Source organism: Actinoplanes hulinensis, assembly GCF_019429605.1.
GTDB classification, from domain to species: domain Bacteria; phylum Actinomycetota; class Actinomycetes; order Mycobacteriales; family Micromonosporaceae; genus Actinoplanes; species Actinoplanes campanulatus.
Genome location: NZ_JAHXZI010000004.1, coordinates 70811 through 90840, shown reverse-complemented (window position 1 = coordinate 90840; position 20030 = coordinate 70811). Strand labels below are relative to the sequence as shown.

At 71.7% G+C, this 20030-nt stretch carries 14 protein-coding genes; 5 read left to right on the top strand and 9 right to left on the bottom strand.

Annotation, left to right across the window (positions count from 1 at the left end):
* Positions 1-30: 30 nt before the first annotated feature.
* Genes KZ829_RS08880 through KZ829_RS08870 form a run of 3 tightly spaced genes read right to left on the bottom strand, consistent with a single transcriptional unit; the run spans position 31 to position 1922 of the window.
* Positions 31-816, bottom strand: a complete 786-nt coding sequence (locus KZ829_RS08880) for a hypothetical protein (protein ID WP_220143371.1) — start codon at positions 814-816, stop codon at positions 31-33.
* A gap of 2 nt (positions 817-818) precedes the next feature.
* On the bottom strand, positions 819-1211 hold the full coding sequence (locus KZ829_RS08875; protein ID WP_220143370.1) for a hypothetical protein: 393 nt from the start codon (positions 1209-1211) through the stop codon (positions 819-821).
* 18 nt (positions 1212-1229) lie between these two features.
* The gene (locus KZ829_RS08870) at positions 1230-1922 is read right to left on the bottom strand and encodes a YbaB/EbfC family nucleoid-associated protein (protein ID WP_220143369.1); all 693 of its coding nucleotides are present in this window, start codon (positions 1920-1922) and stop codon (positions 1230-1232) included.
* A 124-nt stretch (positions 1923-2046) separates the two neighbouring features.
* Between KZ829_RS08870 and KZ829_RS08865 the strand changes: the two genes are divergently transcribed.
* Positions 2047-2652 (top strand): hypothetical protein, encoded by a 606-nt coding sequence (locus KZ829_RS08865; RefSeq protein ID WP_220143368.1) that lies wholly within the window; start codon positions 2047-2049, stop codon positions 2650-2652.
* Between the two features lie 14 nt (positions 2653-2666).
* Here KZ829_RS08865 and KZ829_RS08860 read toward each other — a convergent pair whose 3' ends face one another.
* The 3 genes from KZ829_RS08860 to KZ829_RS08850 form a co-directional block, all read right to left on the bottom strand.
* Entirely contained in the window at positions 2667-3596 is a 930-nt protein-coding gene (locus KZ829_RS08860; RefSeq protein WP_220143367.1) for a diacylglycerol/lipid kinase family protein, read from the bottom strand.
* A gap of 23 nt (positions 3597-3619) precedes the next feature.
* Positions 3620-4786, bottom strand: a complete 1167-nt coding sequence (locus KZ829_RS08855; RefSeq protein WP_220143366.1) for a cytochrome P450 — start codon at positions 4784-4786, stop codon at positions 3620-3622.
* A 374-nt stretch (positions 4787-5160) separates the two neighbouring features.
* Positions 5161-5454, bottom strand: a complete 294-nt coding sequence (locus tag KZ829_RS08850) for a hypothetical protein (protein WP_220143365.1) — start codon at positions 5452-5454, stop codon at positions 5161-5163.
* Between the two features lie 1556 nt (positions 5455-7010).
* On the opposite strand from KZ829_RS08850, the gene KZ829_RS08845 reads away from it, so the two are divergent.
* Positions 7011-10061, top strand: a complete 3051-nt coding sequence (locus KZ829_RS08845; RefSeq protein WP_220143364.1) for an AfsR/SARP family transcriptional regulator — start codon at positions 7011-7013, stop codon at positions 10059-10061.
* 138 nt (positions 10062-10199) lie between these two features.
* Entirely contained in the window at positions 10200-11285 is a 1086-nt protein-coding gene (locus tag KZ829_RS08840; protein WP_220143363.1) for a class I SAM-dependent methyltransferase, read from the top strand.
* Here KZ829_RS08840 and KZ829_RS08835 read toward each other — a convergent pair.
* Positions 11272-13293: an ATP-binding response regulator gene (locus tag KZ829_RS08835; RefSeq protein WP_308285396.1), complete on the bottom strand. Its 2022-nt coding sequence runs from the start codon at positions 13291-13293 to the stop codon at positions 11272-11274. The genes KZ829_RS08840 and KZ829_RS08835 overlap by 14 nt on opposite strands.
* A gap of 107 nt (positions 13294-13400) precedes the next feature.
* On the opposite strand from KZ829_RS08835, the gene KZ829_RS08830 reads away from it, so the two are divergent.
* The gene (locus KZ829_RS08830) at positions 13401-16553 is read left to right on the top strand and encodes a PAS domain-containing hybrid sensor histidine kinase/response regulator (RefSeq protein ID WP_220143362.1); all 3153 of its coding nucleotides are present in this window, start codon (positions 13401-13403) and stop codon (positions 16551-16553) included.
* A gap of 7 nt (positions 16554-16560) precedes the next feature.
* On the opposite strand, the gene KZ829_RS08825 is transcribed toward KZ829_RS08830, so the two are convergent.
* Positions 16561-17532 carry a TerC/Alx family metal homeostasis membrane protein gene (locus tag KZ829_RS08825; protein ID WP_308285395.1) on the bottom strand — a complete coding sequence of 324 codons (972 nt, stop codon included), beginning with the start codon at positions 17530-17532 and terminating at the stop codon, positions 16561-16563.
* 503 nt (positions 17533-18035) lie between these two features.
* Positions 18036-18644 carry an alpha/beta hydrolase gene (locus tag KZ829_RS08820; RefSeq protein WP_220143360.1) on the bottom strand — a complete coding sequence of 203 codons (609 nt, stop codon included), beginning with the start codon at positions 18642-18644 and terminating at the stop codon, positions 18036-18038.
* A gap of 136 nt (positions 18645-18780) precedes the next feature.
* Here KZ829_RS08820 and KZ829_RS08815 point away from each other — a divergent pair, with 136 nt between their 5' ends.
* Positions 18781-19752: an AraC-like ligand-binding domain-containing protein gene (locus KZ829_RS08815; RefSeq protein WP_220143359.1), complete on the top strand. Its 972-nt coding sequence runs from the start codon at positions 18781-18783 to the stop codon at positions 19750-19752.
* Positions 19753-20030: the final 278 nt, after the last annotated feature.

Here is a 20030-nt window from a genome sequence, read left to right as displayed (position 1 = left end):
GCCTCAGTGCGGGACCCGTTTCGTGTGCGCTCAGTCGGTTTCGACCTTCCACGGCTTCCGGTTGTTCGTGATCTGCTCGCCGATTGTCGGCCATTTGCCGTCCGGCATGCCCGCCGAGCCGCGGAGCTCCGAGTCCATGGTGGCGATCGCGGTCTTCATCTTCGAGTACGCGTCGTAGATGATCGGCGCCAGCGACAGGAGCATGATGATCGCCCCCGAGACCCCGGCGATGGCGATGGGCGGCGCCAAGGGTGCGCCGACGACGGTGCCTGCGGAGACCGCGGCCGACGCGATCGCGACGACCGCGGTCGTCACCGCGACCCCCACGGCGAGCAGGAACATGATCTGACTGTTGGCCAGCTCGTGGAGCGCGGACTTCATCGAGCTGGAGAGCGACATGAACGACTCGGTCGCCTTGCTCTGCTCCTCGGCGGCGAAACCGTAGGCCTTCGCGGCTCTCCCCTCGAAACTGGTGGCGGCGGCCAGCCTGGCCGGCGCCATCAGGGCCGCCCGCTCGCTGAGCTTCTGACCGACCTCGATCTCCCAGCTGTCGCCGATGCGGAACAGTGCCGGAGGGTACCCGGGCTCGGTGATGAGCTTCTGGAGAACGTCCATGAATTTGTGCATGACCCCGTTGAGTTCCTCGAAGGCGGCGATGAGGCCGTCCGAGATGGGCGGGAAGAGGAACCGGAGCACGCGGTTGAGCCGCTCCTCCAGATTCCGGTACTCCGTCTGGATCTCCTCCAGGCCCGCGGAGATCGCCTGGGTGGCCTCGTAGAAGTCCGACTCGAATGCGCCCGCTCCGGGTGTGGTCATGCCTACCTCCCTTGCAGATCTCTGATGACCGAGCTCGCCGCCCCGCCGATGGCCGCACCGGTGCCGGTGCCGCCGACTTCGCCGATGCTCGTCGCCGACTCCCGGTCGGCGCCCTCGATCATGTCTCTGGCGTCGCGCAGGGCCACCGCCAGCTTCTCGAGTTCGACGGCGCCGGCGTTCAGGCTGGTCTTCACGAAATCGAGCATGTCCTGGTATTTCTCCGGGACGCCGACCAGGTCCGCGGCGACACCGAACTCGAAGCCGCCCAACGTGTAGGTCTGCGCGGTCTGTGCTGCGGTCGCGACGATGTCGGCGGACTTGAACCAGAAGACCGTGTCGGTGTCCAGGTCCTCCAGTGCCGCCCTCAGCTCGTCAGCGGTGGGCACGTCTCCCATCCCGTCAACTCCTCGGTGTCAGTCGCCGGTGATTCGCCGGAGGAATTCCCGCGGATCCCGGGCCAGGTCTCGTACCGCAGTGAGATGCGGTGTGCGGGCGGCGGCGGCCTCGTCCTCCGCCGCGATCACCCGGTAGGCCTCCCGGCAGGCGGCCTCGACCTCGTCGGCGATCTGCCGACCGTCCGCCTCCGCGCCCAGCCACCGGAAGTCGATCTCCACCGCGGTGAGGTGCCGCCCGGTGAAGGTGACGGTGACCCGGCCGGAACGGGTCCGGCCGATCGTCGTGCGGGTCGCGACGGCCTCCATGTGCTCGGTATATGCGTGAAGTTCGCCGATCGCGTCGGTGACCGTCACCAGCAGTTCGTGCAGCCGGGGGTCGGGCCCGTCCCGGGAGAGGTGCGGGGAGGGCGGTGGGCCCGGAGACTCGGCGGGTGGCCGGGGCGGCGGAGACGGCCGCAGGGCATCCACGGCCAGAGCCGTCGCCTGTTTCGTCAGGGCGTCTCCGGCGGCTGCCAGCACGGCTGGTCCGACGGCCTCCGGCGACAACCGGCGGCGCCAGTCGCGGTGAACCTCGACGGCGTCGATCCGCCCGGCGCCGTCGACGCGCACCTCGACCGTGCCGGTGTCGTCCGCGCCGATCGCCGGCCGCGGCTCGTGGACCAGCGAACCGGCTTCGCGCTGCAATCGCCGTAGCTCATCCCATTGATCCATGGGCTCCACCCCCGAATGACTCCCTCGGCGGAAATTACCACTCGCAGCCGTATTCGGTTCAGTGTGCTTTGTTGATCTATTCCGCCGGGCGTCGCATTTCGTGTCGCTCTGCTTCAATGTTCGGATGGAAAGGCGTTCCGGTTCGTTGTTCCGAGGCTGGCCTCTCTTCATCATCGTGGTCGGCTTCGTGCCACTCCTCGTCCTCTGTGGGGGCGGGGCGCTCTGGTTCTTCCTGCCGGTGTTTCAGGGCGGTGAGCGCTGGACGGAGGTGAACCATGTGTGTCCGGTTCTGGACGCGACGGTCGCCTCTAGCCTGGGTGTCGTCCCCACGGTGGAGCCGCCGAACAACAACGGTGCCGAAGGACCGGACAGGCTCAGCCGGTGCCGTTACGACGCGGTGGGAGGCGGTGGCTCGGACGTGGCGCAACTGGATGTGCGGGTGGACGTGCTGCGTCCTGGGCAACTGGACGACGCGCATGAACAGGCCCTCGACGTGGTCGAGTACGAGTCCCAGACCTACGCCCCGTTGGGGGAGCAGAGCGCTGATCAAATATTCGGTGAGGACTCGGGTGCGACCGGAACGATTCTGATGGTCACCGCGATCGACAATGCGGTAATCAAGATCGAATTCGACTATCCGGCTGCTCGTTCACTCGACATAGCCGGGAAAACGGCTCTTCGTGATCCATTGCAGTCCGTTACTGATCAGGCCGTCGCCAATCTTGGCTGATCAATTCCGGAAGGTCAGAGATCGGGGGAATCCGGCGGCGCCATGATTCGCAGGGCGTTCGGGTCGACCGCCACCCGCAGCGGCGTCTCCCCGCACGGCTCCCCGTCCACCTCCACCTGCGCCGGCCGGTCGGTCTCCAGCCACAACTCGCCGACCGCCAGGAACGGCTGCTCCCGCAGTGTCCGCCGGTGCCCGGTCAGCGCGTTGCGGGCCGTCTCCCGCAGCAGGTGGAACTTGCCCGACCCGCCGACCGGATAGGCGACCAGCAGGCGGTCGTCGGCGTGGGCGTCGGCGGTGATGGGGCGCCCGGCGTGGAAGCCGCCGTTCGCAACGTACACCTGATGGGTCTTGAAAATGATCTCCCGGCCGTCGGCGCGGACCGTGGCCCGCAACGGGCGATGCCTGGTGAGCAGGCCGAGTGCCGTGATCGGGTAGGCGATTCGCCCGATCACCCGCTTCAGCCGGCTGGGCACGTTGATCATGATCTCGGCGGAGAGGCCGACGCCGACGTGGTTGGTGAACGGCATGTCGCCGGCGATGCCCAGGTCCACGTCGATGACCTTGCCGTCGACGAGCGTGGCGATCGCCTGGTCCAGGCCCGGCTCGATCCGGACCGTACGCGCGAAGTTGTTCGTCGTCCCCAACGGCAGCAGGCCGAGCGCCACGTCCCGGTGCGCCAGCATCCGGCCGGCCGTGCTGATGGTGCCGTCCCCACCGCCCGCGACCAGCAGATCCGGCTTGTGCGCGAGCGCGGCGGCCAGCGAGTTCTCCAGCTCGCCGGGACGGTCCACGGCGTACGCGCCGAGCAAGTCGAACCCGGCGGCCAGCAGGCGGGCGTGCGCGTCGGCGTACAGTTGCCGGCCACGCCGCGACCGGGCGTTGACCACGAGGGCCGCCCGCCGCTCGCGCCGGATGTCCTCGGTCAGCTCCTGCTTCGTACGCACCGGCCGACCCTACCGGTAGGAGATCACGAGCGGCTCACATGGACGGCCGCATATCCGCGCAGCACGAACGTCCGCGGCGGCTCCGGCGGCACGGCCAGGCACAGCCCCGGCGCGTGGTCGAGCAGGGCGGCGAGCGCGGCCCGCAACTCGATCCGGGCGAGCGGCGCGCCGAGACAGAAGTGCAGCCCGGCGCCGAACGTCATGTGCGGGTTGGGGTCGCGGCCGGCGTCGAACCGGTCCGGCTCCGCGAACACCGCCGGATCCCGGTTGGCCGCCCCGAGCAGCGCCGCCACCTCGGCCCCCGCCGGCACGGTCACCCCGCAGATCTCCACGTCGGCCGCCGCCGTCCGGACGAACAGCTGCGACGGGGAGTCGTACCGCAGCATCTCCTCCACGGCGCGCGGGACCAGTGCCCGGTCGGCCCGTACCCGCGCCAGCTCGCCCGGATTCCCGAGCAGCGCCACCACACCGTTGCCCAGCCCGTTGACGGACGCCTCGTGCCCGGCGTTGAGCAGCAGGATCGCCGAAGCCACCAGTTCCTCCCCGGTCAGCCGGTCCGACCCGTCCCGGATCGCCACCAGGTGACTGACCAGGTCGTCCTCGGGTTCGGCGGCGCGTACCCCGGCGAGATGCTCCAGATACCCGGCGAACTCCCGGCAGGCCTCCAGCGCGTCGGCCTCCACCTGCGGGGTGCGGCTGACCTCGTACATCCGGACCATCGCCGCCGACCACGGCCGCAACCGATGCCGATCAGCGGCCGGAACCCCGAGCAGCGCGGCGATCACACTCACGGCGAGCGGCTCCGCGAAGTCCGCCAGCAGGTCGAACTCCCGCCCCACCGCCCCGAGCAGCCGCTCCGCCTCCCCGGCGACCGCCGGCCCGAGCCGTTCCACATGCCCCCGCGCGAACGCCTTCGCCACCAGCGACCGCAGCCGTGTGTGCACGGGCGGCTCGTTCTCCATCATCTGGTTGCGGTGCAGCGTGTTGAACGGCTCGAACACCCCCGCCGGCTCCAGATCCACCCAGAACCGCCCCAGCCGCCGGTCCCGCAACACCGCATCCACGGCCGCATGCCCGGCCGCCAGCCACCGCCCACCCCGCTGCGGCCCGATCGGCGCCGCCTCCCGAAGCCGCGCCAGCACCGGATACGGATCACCCACGAACGCCGGATCCTCGAAGTCGACCTCCATCCGGCCACGCTATCCACCTTCTCCCACCCTTCCTTCCCGGCCTTTTCCGGTACGCACGTGCCCGCCCCCGAAAACGGCGACCGTCCCGCCCGCTCCAGGCGGCCTCGCTGCGACTCCAGCCCGTGCCGCCCGCGCCGGGCGGTGCTGCCCACTCACCCTTCGGGCAATTCCGGCGCATCCGCACAACGTGCCCCGACGTGTCTGACGCGGCGTCGATCGGGGAGCCGGTCGAACATGGCCTGGCCGTCGGTGACCGCGCCCCGGACCGGCCGCGGTCTCGTTCCCCCGCCGGGGATCCGACGGCTGCGGCACTTCGACCCGGTACCGCGTTCGGTGACCGAGAGAAGCCAGGGCGCGTTATCAGGGGAATCCGTTCACAGCCTCACATGAATGGAGCGATCGGCATCATCAAGTACCTTGATCGCGGGATTGTGGCGACGGGCGAAGTTGACATCGAGGAACCAGGCGCAAAGAGGTGCGGGCGAATTTGGCACGATCATCTTTGCGGCCGGGCTTACACTTCCCCGCGCCCGGCGCGGGAGAATTGAGGTGTGCCGCAGCTCCAACTGTTCACCAGGAAGAAGCACCCACCCGGCCACGACAGCCTCCCCGCGCTTGGACGTGACCGCCCCATCGCGCCCGACGCCCACCCGGTCGGGCTCGGCCACGACTGCCTCGCCGCGTCTGGACGTGACCGCACCGCCGCGCCCGGCCACGACCATCCCGTCGCGCCCCGTCCATGCCCAGCCCACTCCGGAGTGGAGCGGCACGCGCACGGTTGAACGGTCGGCAGCACAAGGTCCGCCGATCAGTGACGGCATGAACCGGCCCCATGACTATCGAGCGGGGCCGCGACTCGACCGGTCAAAGAGCACCTCACCCCGGAAGCGAACGGGTGGAAGGTCGGTAGATCAACTGCCTGAGCTGCACGAATGCGCCGAGGGTGAGGGCACTCCGGAATACTCTGCCCAGCAGATCCGGACACCGGCCCAACAGGTCCGCCCACCAAGACCCGGCGCCGCCGGTGGAGGTCGCTCACCGCTATGGCATGCGGGTGGAGGTCGCCCACCGCAATCGCGCGCCGGTGGAGGTCGCCAACCACGACCGCACGCCGGGAAGAGTCGCCGACCATGGCGGGCCATCAAGCGACGCCGGGTCCCCGCGTCAGTCACCGATTCGGCTGGCCGGGCCAATCCGGCCATCGGCCAACGGGATCGGGGAGCCCGCAGCTGATCGCCTTCCTGAACTGGTCGACGAGCCGCCCAATGATGTCAGTTGTCGCCCGTCGCCGTCGTGCCGAGACGTACCCGATCGCCGTAACGCCCGAGCCCGGTCCGTATCTTTGTCGGCTGTCAACGACCGGCGGCAACTGAAATTCGGTATTCATTGCGGCATTTCTGCTGCCGCATGGGGAATCCTTCGCCACCGTAAATGCGCGCGGCCGCCTCCGAGTCGATTCGGTCCCGATCTGGTGCCGGTGCCCCATCGCCGGGCGCCGCGGTCGTATTGCCCGGAAGGCCGCCAGCTGATCCGCGAACCATAGACTCGTGGCCGAGTTGCGGCCACAGTCCAGCACGGGCCAAGGTTCAGTGCTGGAGCGTCGCGGAGCCTGGGCAGGGGTGAGCCGAGACGCAGCAAGTTCCGCACACGCGTGACCAGCCGCCATGCGCGGTCATCGATCTTGTCCGACCGTAACCTGACCTGATCGCCGTCCGTAACTCCCGGTGTTTCTGCCGCGGCCGGGTGACCGACATGCCACAAATCAGGATCGATCAGGCGTGGCAGCGAACCCTGCAACTCAGGGCGCTCCGGGACAGCACCCACGACCAGCCGGAACCGACCGGCTGGCGCTGAGCGCTGTCTCAACGGCGCCGAGCCAGCGCTGACCCCGCTGGTCGATTGCCCCACCGCCATCCGCCGCCCGCGCTGTCCGGCCCGGCGGGCGCTCACGTCGCGCCGTCCGTGTGCCCGGCCTGCCGCTATGACGCGGGCGGGCGACCACGGGAACCGTTACGTGTGCGCTGGTCGGCGCAAACGAGCCGGGGGAACGGACAGCGGACCAATCGGCCAGCGGGGTCAGCGCTGACGGCCAGCTGGACAAGACCCAGCCGCTATCCGGACAGTTCCCGGGATCCGGACAGTCCTGCGGGGGATGGCGTCGTATGGGCGACAGAGAGGCGGATATGCGCTGGTCCCGGGGCGGGGCGCTGGCGAGAATGACGCCGTGGGGATCAGTGTCGGCGTGCTGGGGCCGGTGGAGCTGCGGCGGGACGAGGTGTTGGTTCCGCTTGCGGGGGCGCCTCAGCGGGTGCTGTTGGCGCGGCTTGCGCTGGCCGGTGGGCGGTCCGTTCCGGTGGCTGAGCTGATCGAGGCGCTGTGGGAGGGGGAGCCGCCGGACAACGCGATGGGGAACCTGCACAGCTACGTGTCGCGGCTGCGGCGGTGCACGGGTGGGGAGGCTCTCCGGCGGGAACCTGGTGGGTACCGGCTGGACCTTCCCGACGGCGCGGTGGATGCCGAGCGGGCGGAGCGGCTGGCCGCGACCGCGCGTGGGCAGGAATCGGCGGCCGCGGCGGTGACGCTCGGTGAGGCTCTGGCGCTGTGGCGGGGGGATCCGCTGTCGGATGTGGCGGACCGGATGGCGTTCGCACCGGAGGTGGCCCGGCTCGGCGAGCTGCGGCGGCACCTGCGGGAGGAGTGGCTCGACCGGCTGCTCGCATCCGGGGCGGCCGCGGAGGCACTGCCCGAGATCGAGGCGCTGGCCGTCGCCGAGCCGCTGCGGGAACGGGCGCAGTCGTTGCTGATGCGAGGGCTGCACGCGACCGGCCGGACACCGGAGGCGCTGGCCGTGGCACGTACCTATCGCAAGCGGATCGCCGATGAGCACGGCATCGATCCGTCGCCCGCCATGGCCGAGTTGCAGCGGCGAATCCTCGCCGATGATCCCGGGTTGCGCGTGCCCGCCCGTTCCGGGCCTGAGACGCCGGTGCGTTCTGGGCTTGAGAGGCCGGTGCGTTCCGGGCTTGAGAGGCCGGTGCGTTCCGGGCCGAAGACGGCCGGGCTGATCGGTGCGCCCACCCGCCACAGTCCCGCCGCCGCGGGCGCGTTCAGCCGTGACACCGGAGCCGCGGGTTCCTCGACGCCGCGTGTCGCCGGTGAGGACGCATGGCGGCCGGGAGGTGAGGGCGCGGGTGTCGTCGCCGGGATGGCGGGCGCCGCTGGAGACGCCGCGGGGGGCGGGAGCAGGCGGCGGGTGGATCGGTTCTTCGGGCGGCGGGAGGAGATCGCCGCGGTGCGGGCCGCGCTTGCCGGTGGGGCGGTGACGACGCTCGTCGGGCCCGGTGGGGTGGGGAAGACGCGGATCGTGCGGGAAATGCTCGGCGGCGGGGAGCTGGTCGTCGAGCTGGCCGAGCGGTCCGTTCCGGAGGATGTGGCGGCGGCGGTCGCGGGGGCGCTGGGCATGCGTGCCGCGCCCGGGGGCGGGGTGGCGGCGCTGGCCGAGCGGCTCGGGTCGATGCCCGCCGTGCTCGTGCTGGACAACTGTGAGCACCTGCTGGACGCCGTGCGGGCGCTTGCCGGGGAACTGGTGGCGCGCTGCCCGGGGCTGCGCGTGCTGGCCACCTCGCGGCACCGTCTGGATGTGGCGGGGGAGCGGGTGCTGCGGATCGGGCCGCTTCCGGCGGACGATCAGGTGGCGCTCTTCTGTGATCGGGCCGCGCTTCTGCGCGCCGATTTCCCCGACGATTCTCGTACGCGTGAGCTCGCCGCCGAGATCTGCGGGCTGGTCGACGGGCTGCCGCTGGCGGTGGAACTGGCCGCCCGGCGGGAGTCGGTCTTCGGGCTGGCGCATCTGCGGGACCGGCTCGGCGCCGGGCTGAACGTGCTGGAACCGGCCCGCGGCGGCGACCGGGCCACCGCGGTGTCGGCGACCGTGGAGTGGTCCTACCGGCTGCTCGACCCGGCCTCGCAGCGGATGCTCGACCGGCTCGCGGTGTGCCGGGGCGGCTTCGGGCTGGACGCGCTGCCGTACTTCCAGGAGGACGCCGAGCCGCTGCTGGCCGAACTGGTCGACGCCTCGCTGGTGGTCGCCGATCCGCCCCGCTACCGGCTGCTGGAGACGGTACGGCACGTCGGGCTGGGCCACCTCGGTCCGGACGGCGAGCGGCAGGCGAGGGAGGCGCACGCCCGGTGGATGCTGGCGACCGCCGCGGAACTCGTGGACGGCGCCCGGCGGCGGGACCCGCGTACCTATCCGGCGATGCGCCGTGAGCTGCCCAACCTTCAGGAGGCCCTGGCCTGGCTGGGCGCCGGTGACGACGGCGCCCGGATGGCCGCCATGCTCGCGGTGGTCGGCTCCGACTCGCCGGATCCCGGCCTGACCGAGCAGCTGGCCCGGTGCGCGCCGGAGCGGGTGGAGACCGAGAGCGACGCGCTGCGGGCGGTCGCCGCCGGCACCGGCGAATGGCTGCGCGGGCACCTGCCCGAGGCGGACCGGCTGCTCACCGCAGCGCTGGACCGGCTGCCGCGCGATCACCGGCTGCGCTGGGGCGCGCTGCTGATCCGGATCTCGAACGGGATGTTCGCCGGGCGGCCGGAGCCGGTCCGGCAGGACGCCGAGCGGATGGCGACCGACACGCACGCTCCGGACTGGGCGCGGGCGACCGGCATCTGCTGTTCGGCGCTGATGGACGCGTACGGCGGCGATCCGGCCGCCGGCACCCGGTGGCTGGAGAGGTACGCCGGTGCGCTGGACACCGAGCATCTGGACGGGTTCGTCCCGTTCACCCGGGGCGAGCTGTCGGCGGGCGCCGATCCGGAGGGGGCGCTGGCCTGGTACGACCGGTCGATCGCGGCCAGCGACAGGGCCAACCTGATCTACACGGGGCATGTCGCCCGGGTGGCGCGGGCCGCCGTGCTGATCCGGCTGGGCCGGACCTCGGAGGCGATCGGCGCGTGCCGTGAGGTGCTCGCGGCGGTCCGGGCCGCGAACATGACCGCCCAGGTGTGGACCATGATCCGCCTCAGTGCCGAGCTGCTCGCCGGGCTGGGCGACACGCAGACCGCCGCGGCGCTGGTGGCGGCCGCCGACGGCGACCCGATGGCCCCGGTCGTGATGGGTCCGGACCGGGACCGGATGGCCGGAATCCGCACTGCCGCCGCCACGGCGCCACCGTGCGGCGGCGGTGTGGCGGGAGCGGCCGAACTGGCCTCGGCGCGGCTCACCGCGTACGCCGAAGAGAAACGCACGAAGCGCGCGGCGCCCCACGAAGGCTGAGCGAACCGGGCGCGCGGCCCCCGCGAAGGCTGAGCGAACCGGGCGCGCGGCGCCCCGCGAAGGCTGAGCGGAGGGTGTGACGGCGGGCGGCAAGGTCGCCGCAAGTGGGTGGCAAGGGTCGGCCCGCACGGTGGAGGCATGACTGAGACACAGCAGACTCCGACCATCGACGAGGCGCGCGCGGAAGCCTTCGTCGGACAGTTGATCACCGATTTCGCCGGGGCCGCCAGCACCGCGATGACCGTGCTGGGGGACCGGCTGGGGCTGTTCCGGGCGCTGACCGGCGCCGGACCGGTGACCGCGGCCGACCTGGCCGCGCGCACCGGGCTCAACCCGCGCCTGGTCACCGAGTGGCTGCACCAGATGGCCGTCTCCGGCTACCTGACGGTCGTCGACGGGGACCGGTTCGAGTTGCCGCTCGAGCACGCGCTGGCGCTGGCGATGGTCGACTCGCCGGTGCACGTGGTCGCGGCCGGCGAGATCATCACCGGATACTTCCTGTCGCTGGAGCGCCTGGAGACGGCGTTCCGGGGTGACGGCGGGCTGTCCGGCGACGAGGTGCCGGGGTGCACGTACCACGGGATCGAGCGGTACTTCCGGACCGCGTACGTCAACCAGCTCGCGCAGGCCTGGTTCCCGGCCGTGCCGGGGCTGGTCGAGAAGCTGGAAGCGGGCGCCCGGGTGGCCGACGTCGGTTGCGGCCACGGGTACGCCGACCTGCTGATCGGGCGCACCTGGCCGAACTCCCGGGTGACCGGATTCGACCTGCACGCGCCGTCGATCGCCACCGCCCGGGCCCGGGCCATCGAGGCGGGCAGCCCGGCGAACGTCGCCTTCCACGTGGCCGACTCGGCCGCGATCAGCGGTTACGGCCCGTTCGACGTGGTGGTCTTCTTCGACGCGCTGCACGACCTGGGCGACCCGGTGTCGGCGCTGAAGGCGGCATACGAGGCGCTCGCGCCGGGTGGCGTCGTGGTGGCCGTGGAGCCGTGGTCGGCCGACGACTGGACGTCCACGATCGGGATGCCGATCACCAGGATCGGCTACGCGTCGTCGACCGCCCTGTGCACGCCCGGTTCGCTGAGCCAGCCGGGCGCCCACGGTCTGGGCACGCTGGGCGGTCCGGCCAAGCGGCTGGAACTGCTCGCCGGCGCGGGCTTCAGCGACCCGGTCCTGGCCGCCGACACCGGGTTCAACCTGGTGGTGGCCGCTACGAAGAGCTGACGCGGGCGCCCAGGGCGGTACGTACGGTGCTGACCAGCTTCTCCCGGTCGAACGGCTTGGCCAGGATCGTCGACCCCGGCTCCAGGTTGTTGCCCTGGTCGTCGAAGAGCGATTCGGCGTACCCGGAGACGAAGACGACGCAGAGGCCGGGCCGTCGCCCGGCGGCGATGCGGGCCAGCTGGCGGCCGTTCATGCCGGGCATCACCACGTCGGTGACCAGGGCCGCCACCTCGCCGCCGTGCCGTTCCAGCAGGCGCAGCGCCTCACCCGCGTCGGGCGCGGTGAGCACCCGGTACCCGGCGCCGCTGAGGATCCGGGCGGTCACCTGGAGCACCGCCTCCTCGTCGTCGACCAGCAGCAGCGTCTCGCCGCCGGCCGGGTCCTGCGGTGCGGTCGTCGGCGGCGGGACCGCCGGGACGGCGCCGGCCATGGCGGGCAGGGTGAAGGTGACGAAGGTGCCCTGCCCGACCCGGGACTCGATGGTGAGCTGACCGCCGGCCTGGCTGACGATGCCGTGCGCCGTGGACAGGCCCAGCCCGACCGTGCCGGTGGTCGACTTGGTGCTGAAGAACGGCTCGCAGCAGCGTTCGAGGACGTCGGAGTCCATGCCGGTGCCGGTGTCGCGGACCTCGACCACCACCTGGTCGTCCTGAGCCGACGTGGTGATCGTGACGGCGCCGCCCTCCGGCATCGCCTCACCGCTGTTGCGGACCAGGTTGGACAGGACCTGGGTGAGCTGCGCGGGGTCGGCCTTGACGGTGGGCAGCCCGGCGCCGAGGTCGAGTCGCAGGCCGGAGCCCGGTCCGGCGGCGGCTCGCAGTGACGTCTCGCAGTCGCACAGCAGCGCGTTCATGTCCAGGGCGGTGGGCTGGTTGACCTCGCGGCGGCCGAAGGCGAGCAGTTGCTGGGTGAGGCCCTGGGCGCGTTCGCCGCCCTTGACCACCTGGGCCAGGTCGTCGATCAGGCTCTCCGCGGTGTCCGCCGGGATGCTGCCGTCGTCGCGGCCGTCGTTGATCGACTCGATGGCGAGGTTCACGTAGCCGAGGATCGCGCCGAGGATGTTGTTGAAGTCGTGCGCCGTGCCGCCGGCCATCCGGCGCAGGGCGTGCAGGCGTTCGGCGTCGCGGGTCCGGGCCTCGTCCTGCCGCCGCTCGGTCTCCTCGCGCAGCCGCTCCTCGGCCAGGGCCACGTCGGTGACGTCGTCGACCATCAGCACGCCGCCGGTCAGGCCGTCCTCCCCGTCGTGGATCTGCCGCAGGTGCACCCGCAACGAGAGCCCTTCCCCGTCCGGCCGGGTGATCCGGTGGGTGAACCGAAGCTCGGTGTCGGGGCCCGAGCCGCGCAGCAACTCACGGGCGGCGTCCTGCGCGGGCCGGTCCAGGCAGGCCAGCCAGCCCTGTCCGAGGAGACGGTCCATCGGGGTCTGGAGGATCTCGGCGAAACGCGGGTTCACGTAGTCGGCGTGACCGTGCCGGTCGATGATGCCGATGCCGACCGGGGAGGCCACCGCCATCGCCTCGAACCGGCGCTCGGTGTCGTGCAGCGCCCGTACCTTCTCGATCAGCTTGGCGTTGACCGCGTGCAGGTGGGCCTGGGCGAAGTCCTCCTCCGTGTCGAGGTCGACGGTGACCGGCCCGGCGGCCAGCGCGGACTCGACCGCGTCGAGCAGGGTGCCCGGGTCCTGGGAGCGCAGCACCACCTGGCTCACGCCGCAGGCCTCGGCCAGCGGCCGGGTCTCCGGCTCCAGGTAGTTGGCGGTGTAGAAGATGACCGGTGCGGAGGCGGCCTCCCGGTCCGGGTCGGCACGCAGGCGGTGGACCAGTTCCAGGCCGTCGATGCCGGGCATCAGCACGTCGGAGACGACCACGTCGGGGTGGTGGACGTGGGCGAGCCGGAGCGCGTCGGCGCCGTCCTTCGCCTCGATGACCTCGTGACCCCGGAAGCCGAGCAGTAGGCGCACGATGTCCCGGTTGGCGGCTACGTCGTCGACGACCATCACTGTCGCCACGGAGGCTCCCTCGAGAAGAGAAGCGTTTGATCAGGATATGTCCGTAATAAAGGTTAAAGCATGTACGTTGATACTGAAACGGATTCGAATCTTCGGGGGTGCTGGCCGTGCTGGGGGGTGCCGCCTCTCTGGTGGCCGCGGGAGTCGTCACGGCCGGAGCCATGACGCTGGCCGCCCGCCGGCTCCGGCACCGCCTGGACCGCTACCACTACCTCGCCGTGATCCTGAACCAGACCGGCACGCCGGCGTTCGTGAAAGGCCTCACCGGGCGCTACCGGCTGACCAGCGCCGCCTACGACCGGCTCCAGGGCATCCCGAACGGCGGCGCCACCGGCCGCTACGACCGCGAGGTGCACCCGCCCGCCCGGCTCGGGGAGTTCCGCCGCCGGGACCGGGCGGCCCTCGCCGCGGACGGCCCGGTCGCCTTCGAGGACATGATTCCCGACGCCGGCCGGATGCGCCGGTTCGTCACCACCCTGTACGCGCTCCGCGACAAGCACGACCGGCCGTACGCGATCTTCGGGGTCAGCGCCGAAGTGACCGACCTGACGGTGTCCGAGGCCGGCCGCCTCACGCAGGCGCACGAGAACGCCCAGCTCGCCGCGATCGTCGAGGCCTCACAGGACGCGATCGTCAGCAAGTTCCCGGACGGCACGATCAAGACCTGGAACCCGGGCGCCGAGCGGCTCTACGGCTACACCGCCGAGGAGATGATCGGCAGCGACATGACCCGCCTGCTCCCGCCGGACCGGCTCGGGGAGGAGCGGGACCTGCTCGCCCGGGTGCTCGGCGGCCAGGCCCTGACCCGGTTCGAGACCCGTCGCCGGCGCAAGGACGGCGCCGTCATCGAGGTGTCGCTGAGCATGGCGCCGATGCGCGATGCCGACGGCGCGGTGATCGGCGCCTCGACCGTGGCGCACGACATCACCGTGCGGGTCCTGACCGAGCATCGCCGCCGGGTGGAACGCGAACAGCTCGAAATGATCATGCAGGCGGCCAGCGACCCGTTCTTCACGATGGACGCGGCCGGTGAGATCACCGAGTGGAACCGGCAGGCCGAGCACGTCTTCGGCTGGCGGCGTGAGGAGATCCTGGGCCGGGACCTGACCGGCACGATACTGCCGGAGCGGTACCACGCGGCGCTGCTGCGGCTGCTGGACGGCCGCCTCGAATGGCTGCTGGACCGGCCGACCGAGATGGCCGCGCGGCACCGGGACGGCCACGAGATCCCGGTCGAGCTGACCATGTGGTGCATCCGGCACGACCACAGCCCGCACTACCACGGCTTCGTCCGGGACATCACGGCCCGCCGGCAGACCGAACAGGCCCTCGCCGAGGCCCGCGACCAGGCCATCGAGGCGGCCCGGCTCAAGTCGCAGTTCCTCGCCTCGATGAGCCACGAGATCCGTACGCCGATGAACGGCGTGATCGGCCTGACCAGCCTGCTGCTCGGCTCCCCGCTGGACGACCGGCAGCGCCGGTACGCCGAGGGCATCGGCGCCGCCGGATCGGCCCTGCTCGCGGTGATCAACGACATCCTCGACTTCTCCAAGCTGGAAGCCGGCAAGGTGCTGCTGGAGGACGCCAACTTCCAGGTGGCCCGGCTGATCGCCGACGTGGTGGCCCTGGTCGCCCCGCCGGACACCCAGAAGGTGGTCACCGTCCGCGGCGACTGCGACCCGGAGCTGCCCGCCACCGTCTGCGGCGACCCCGGCAAGCTGCGCCAGGTGCTGCTCAACCTGGCCGGGAACGCGGTCAAGTTCACCCCGAGCGGCCGGGTGGTGGTCGCCGCGGCGCTGGACCGTACGGTCACCGGCGGCCCGGACGCCGTACCGATCCGGTTCGAGGTGCGCGACACCGGCATCGGCATCGAGGCGCTGGAGCGGGAGCGGCTGTTCGAGGCGTTCACCCAGGCCGACGCGAGCACCACCCGGCGGTTCGGCGGCACCGGCCTGGGCCTGGCCATCAGCCGCGACCTGGTGGAGCTGATGGGCGGCCGGATCGGCGTGGAGAGCGTGCCGGGGGAGGGCAGCACCTTCTGGTTCTCGGTCACCCTGCGGACCGCACGGGAGGGCCTGGACCTGTTCGACCTGCACAGCCTGGATGGGCTGCGGGTGCTCATCGTGGACCCCGACGATGACGACCGGACCGTCCTCATGGAACAGCTCGGCGCCTGGTCGATGGACGCCACCGGGGTCCGCGACGAGGACGCCGCCACCCGGGCGCTGGCCGAGGCGGCCGGCGCGGGACGCCCCTTCGACCTGGTCCTCACCGACGCCGAGAGCACCCCGGTGGAGCGGCTGGTGCCGGCCGGCTGCCCGGTGCCGAAGACCGTCCTGCTCGCCGCCGACCCCGGTCACCTGCCCAGCGAGCCGGACCAGCGGGTGTCCGGGGCCTTCGCCAAACCGCTGCGGCAGGCACAGCTCTTCGACGCGCTCGCCGGGGTGCTGAGCGAGGCCGACGGCGACGGCGTGGTGGGCACGGTCGCGGCGAATCCGCCGGGTCGCGGTCACCTGCTGGTGGTCGAGGACAACGAGATCAACCGTACGGTCGCGCTGGGCATCCTGGCGAACCTCGGCTACACGGCCGACGTGGCGGTCAACGGCCGGGAGGCGGTGGACCGCGCCCTGAGCCTTGACTACCAGGCCGTCTTCATGGACTGCCTGATGCCGGAGATGGACGGCTACCAGGCGACCGCGGAGATCCGCCGTCGTGAGCCGCCCGGCCGGCACGTGCCGATCATCGCGCTCACCGCCAGCGCCCTGGCCGAGGACCGGGCCCGCTGCCTGGCCGCCGGCATGGACGAGCACCTGCCCAAGCCGCTCATCGCGGTGGACGTGGCCCGCGTGCTGGAACACTGGTCACAGGCGACGCCGCCGGACCTCGCCGAGGTGACGGCGGAGATCGAACGGCGGCTGGACCACCTGCGCGGACCCGACCCGGCGGCCACCGCCGGCGCGCTGACCGGGCTGCTCGCCACCCTCTCGGCGAAGATCCCGGAACACCTGGACCGGATCGAGCAGGCCCTCGCCTTCGACGACGCGGGCGCCATCCGTACCGAGGCCCACCAGCTCATGGGGGTGCTGGCGAACCTCGGAGCGGGCCCGGCGACGACCGCCTGCGGCCGGATCGAGTCGGCGGCCCGCGCCGGCGACCTGGACGCCGCCGTGGTCGCCTTCACCGCGGCCCGCCCGCTGATCCGGACGGTCCGGGAGGCCGCCGACCAGATCCGGCGGCGCCCGGTGCGAGCCGGCCACTGACGGGGTTTCAGGCGCGGACGCGCTCCCGGCGGTCGGCGTAGAGACTGGTCGCGGTCACGGTGGCCAGGGTCAGGCCGATGACGGCGAGCGACGCGTCGGTCGGGATGTCCGGCACGCCCGGCCAGACACCGTGCGCCCAGTGCAGCACCAGCTTCACGCCGATGAAGGCGAGGATGACCGCGAGCCCGTAGTTGAGGTGCCGCAGCCGGTCCAGGACGTTGTGCAGCACGAAATACAGCGCCCGCAGGCCGAGCAGGGCGAACGCGTTCGTCGCGAACACCAGGTACGGGTCCTCGGTCACGCCGTAGACGGCCGGCACCGAATCCACCGCGAAGACCAGATCGGTCATGAAGACGGCCACCACCACGAGCGCCAGCGGGGTGAGCGCGCGCCGGCCCCGCTCCACCACGGTCAGCCGGCCGCCGTGGTAGCCGCCGGTCACCGGCATGAGCCGTCGCATCAGCCGCACGCTGCGCATGTCGTCGATGTCGACCCGGTACTGCTCGTGGCGCAACGCCTCCCGGAACACCTTCACCGCGGTCGCCAGCAGCACCGCCCCGAACAGCAGGAACGCCCACGTCCCGCTGCGCAGCACGACGGCGCCGGCCGCGATGAAGACGGCGCGCAGCACCAGGGCGCCGGCGATCCCGTACAGCAGCACCCGCTGGGCCAGGCGCGGAGGCACGGCGAACGCCGCCAGCAGCAGCATGAAGACGAACAGGTTGTCGACCGACAGCGACTTCTCCACCACGTAACCGGTGAAGAACTCCACGGCCGGGCGCTGTCCGTACACCTGCCAGAGAAGGACCCCGAACACGGCCGGAAGCGCGAGATAGAAGAGCGACCAACCGACCGCCTCGCGCATCCCCACGTCGTGGGGGCGATGGGTGATCGCGAAATCGGCGATGAGCAGACCCAGCAGAACGGCGACGCTGATCGCCCAGAGCTGCGGAGACGCGATGGACGGAAGATCGAGCACGGGACCCCCTCGGACACGTGTCATCGTCCGAGGTCTCCCTCACCCGGCGGCACGCCGGGCGAACGCACGAGGGCACTTCCGCGTGCCCGTGGTGACCGCCACGCTCTCGTGGAGGTACTCCCCTCGGGGGCAGCATAGGCAGGCCCGGCCCGGCACACCATGCCAACCGCGGATTCCGCCGAATCGGTTGACGGCCGCCGCCACCGGGGGGACGGTGAGATTCCGGCTGCTCATCGCAGTCGCCGGCGGCCCTGAGGAGGTCCGCGATGTTCATCGAGATCGTGCTCGCCGGCCTGCTGATCCTCTGCATGCTGATCAGCATGGCCGCGCTGTCGTCACCACATCACCGGCGCCGTCGCCGCCACCGGCACCGGCACGGCTGACGCGCTTCCCTCCGATCAGGTCGCGCGGGGTCGCGTCTCAGATCAGGTCGCGCGGGGTCGCGTCTCAGATCAAGGTCGTGCGGGGTCGCGGCTCAGATCAAGGTCGTGCGGGGTCGCGGCTCAGATCAGGTCGCGCAGGGTCGCGGCGAAACGCGCGGGCGCGCGCAGATGCGGAAAACCGGGCCGTTTCGCGGCCCGGGCCGGGACTCCACTCGAAAACCAGCACCGGTACGAGTCCCGCAGCCGCCGATCCCCGCGCGGCACCGCGAACTGGCGGTACGCCGCCGGCACCCCGGCCAGGTCGGCACCGGCCCGGTGCTGCTCCGGGCTCTCCGGTGGCGCCTCGGCCGGTTCGTCGAAGGTCAGCACCGCCCGGGTCGCGTAGGCGGCCGCGAACGCCTCCGCCAGCAGCGCGCCCTCGCCCTGGCCGACCAGCACCGGGGCGCGGTGCAGCTCCAGGTCACGGACCAGCACGGCCAGATCCCGGGCCAGCGCGTCCAGGTCGTTGTCGCCGCGGGTGGCGGACTGGCCGTGACCGGGGAGATCCACGGCGATGACACTGCACGGGCCGGTCAGCTCGGCCGCGACCGGCCACCAGATGGTGCGGTCGTAGAACAGGCCGTGCAGCAGGACCACCGGGCGGCCGTAGCTGCCCCAGCGGTCGTAGACCAGCAGATTCTTCGGAGTTCCGTAGGCGTGGGTGGTGCGGCGCGGGGGTTGAGGATGCACGGCGTGGGTCTTCCTGAATCGGGGGGAACCCAAACATGCAGTGTCATCCCGGGGTACACCAAACATTCCTCGAAATTGATCTTTTCGAGTCCCCTGTACGTACCGTTCCGGGTTCTGCCGCCTAACGTGAGCAGGCATGGCGTTCGTTCTCGACACCGCGGCCCTGCCCGCCCCCGAACGTGTGGAGGCCGTGCACACCGCGATGATGTTCGCCTCCGCACCCTGCCACGTCATCCACGAGAACCCGGCCGGCCCGGTGCACGCCCGGATGGAGGTGTGGGACCTCGGCGACACCAACATCTTCACCTGCCGCTCCTCCGGTCTGCGGCTGCTGCGCACCGCCAGACTGGCCCGGCAGGACGCGATGCCGGTGATCTCGCTGGCCGTCCAGCGGGAGGGCCACGGCCGCCTCGACCAGCACGGCCACCAGCGGGTCACGCCACCCGGCGAACTGCTCGGCGTCGACCTCTCCGGCGCCTACGACTACTCCTGGTCCGGTGACGGGGCGGCCGGGTGCGTACAGATCCCGCTCGACCAGCTCGACCTGCCCCTCGACGCGATCCGTTCGGCGCTCGGCAACCTGCGGGCCAGCCCGCTCTACCGCCTGGTCGCCGCCCACGTCGCCACCCTGTCCCGGGACCGTGCCCGGATCACCGCCGACCCGACCGCCCCCACCGTGGCCGCCGCCACCGTCGACCTGGTCCGGGCCCTGCTCGCGTCGGCCACCCGCAGCGAACGGCACACTCGCCGCGCCCTCGCCGAGACCCTGCTCACCCGGATCCGGGCGCACGTCCGCCACCACCTGACCGACCCCGGCCTCACCCCGGCCCGGATCGCCGCGGCCCACAACATCTCCCTGCGCCAGCTCTACAAACTCTGCGCCGGCGCTGGCCTCAGCCTGGAACAGTGGATCATCAACGAGCGCCTCCGCGGCGCCCGCCACGACCTGCTCCACCCGGGCCACCAGCACCGGCCGGTCACCGCGATCGCCCACTCCTGGGGATTCCGCGACGTCACCCACTTCACCCGCCGCTTCAAGGCCCGCTACGGCCTCACCCCCACCCAGCTGCGCCGCGCCTCGGCCGACGCCCGCCGCCCCGGCGTCTAGAAGACCTTCATGGTCCAGGTCCGCGTGTCGCTTCCGGCTCCTTTCTCTTGTACGCGTGTCCGCGTCCCGCCCATATCAGGGCCGTCCCGTGGGCGCACACGGCGGCGGTGTCGTGGTCGCCTACATGGCACATAGCCGCGACGGCCACGTGGCGGCCACGTGGCGGCTTCCGTGTGCGCTCACTTCCGAAAGCCCTCCTTCCGCGATCTTGGACGTTTTGCCACCTGTAGCGGTGGGCGCCCGTCCAAGATTGCGGAGGGGTTGAGAGCCGGGCTCCG

Coding starts and splice junctions, on each gene's coding strand:
- KZ829_RS08865 (WP_220143368.1), top strand. CDS start 2,047: ATGGAAAGGCGTTCCGGTTCGTTGTTCCGAGGCTGGCCTCTCTTCATC.
- KZ829_RS08875 (WP_220143370.1), bottom strand. CDS start 1,211: ATGGGAGACGTGCCCACCGCTGACGAGCTGAGGGCGGCACTGGAGGAC.
- KZ829_RS08855 (WP_220143366.1), bottom strand. CDS start 4,786: ATGGAGGTCGACTTCGAGGATCCGGCGTTCGTGGGTGATCCGTATCCG.
- KZ829_RS08840 (WP_220143363.1), top strand. CDS start 10,200: ATGACTGAGACACAGCAGACTCCGACCATCGACGAGGCGCGCGCGGAA.
- KZ829_RS08870 (WP_220143369.1), bottom strand. CDS start 1,922: ATGGATCAATGGGATGAGCTACGGCGATTGCAGCGCGAAGCCGGTTCG.
- KZ829_RS08880 (WP_220143371.1), bottom strand. CDS start 816: ATGACCACACCCGGAGCGGGCGCATTCGAGTCGGACTTCTACGAGGCC.
- KZ829_RS08815 (WP_220143359.1), top strand. CDS start 18,781: ATGGCGTTCGTTCTCGACACCGCGGCCCTGCCCGCCCCCGAACGTGTG.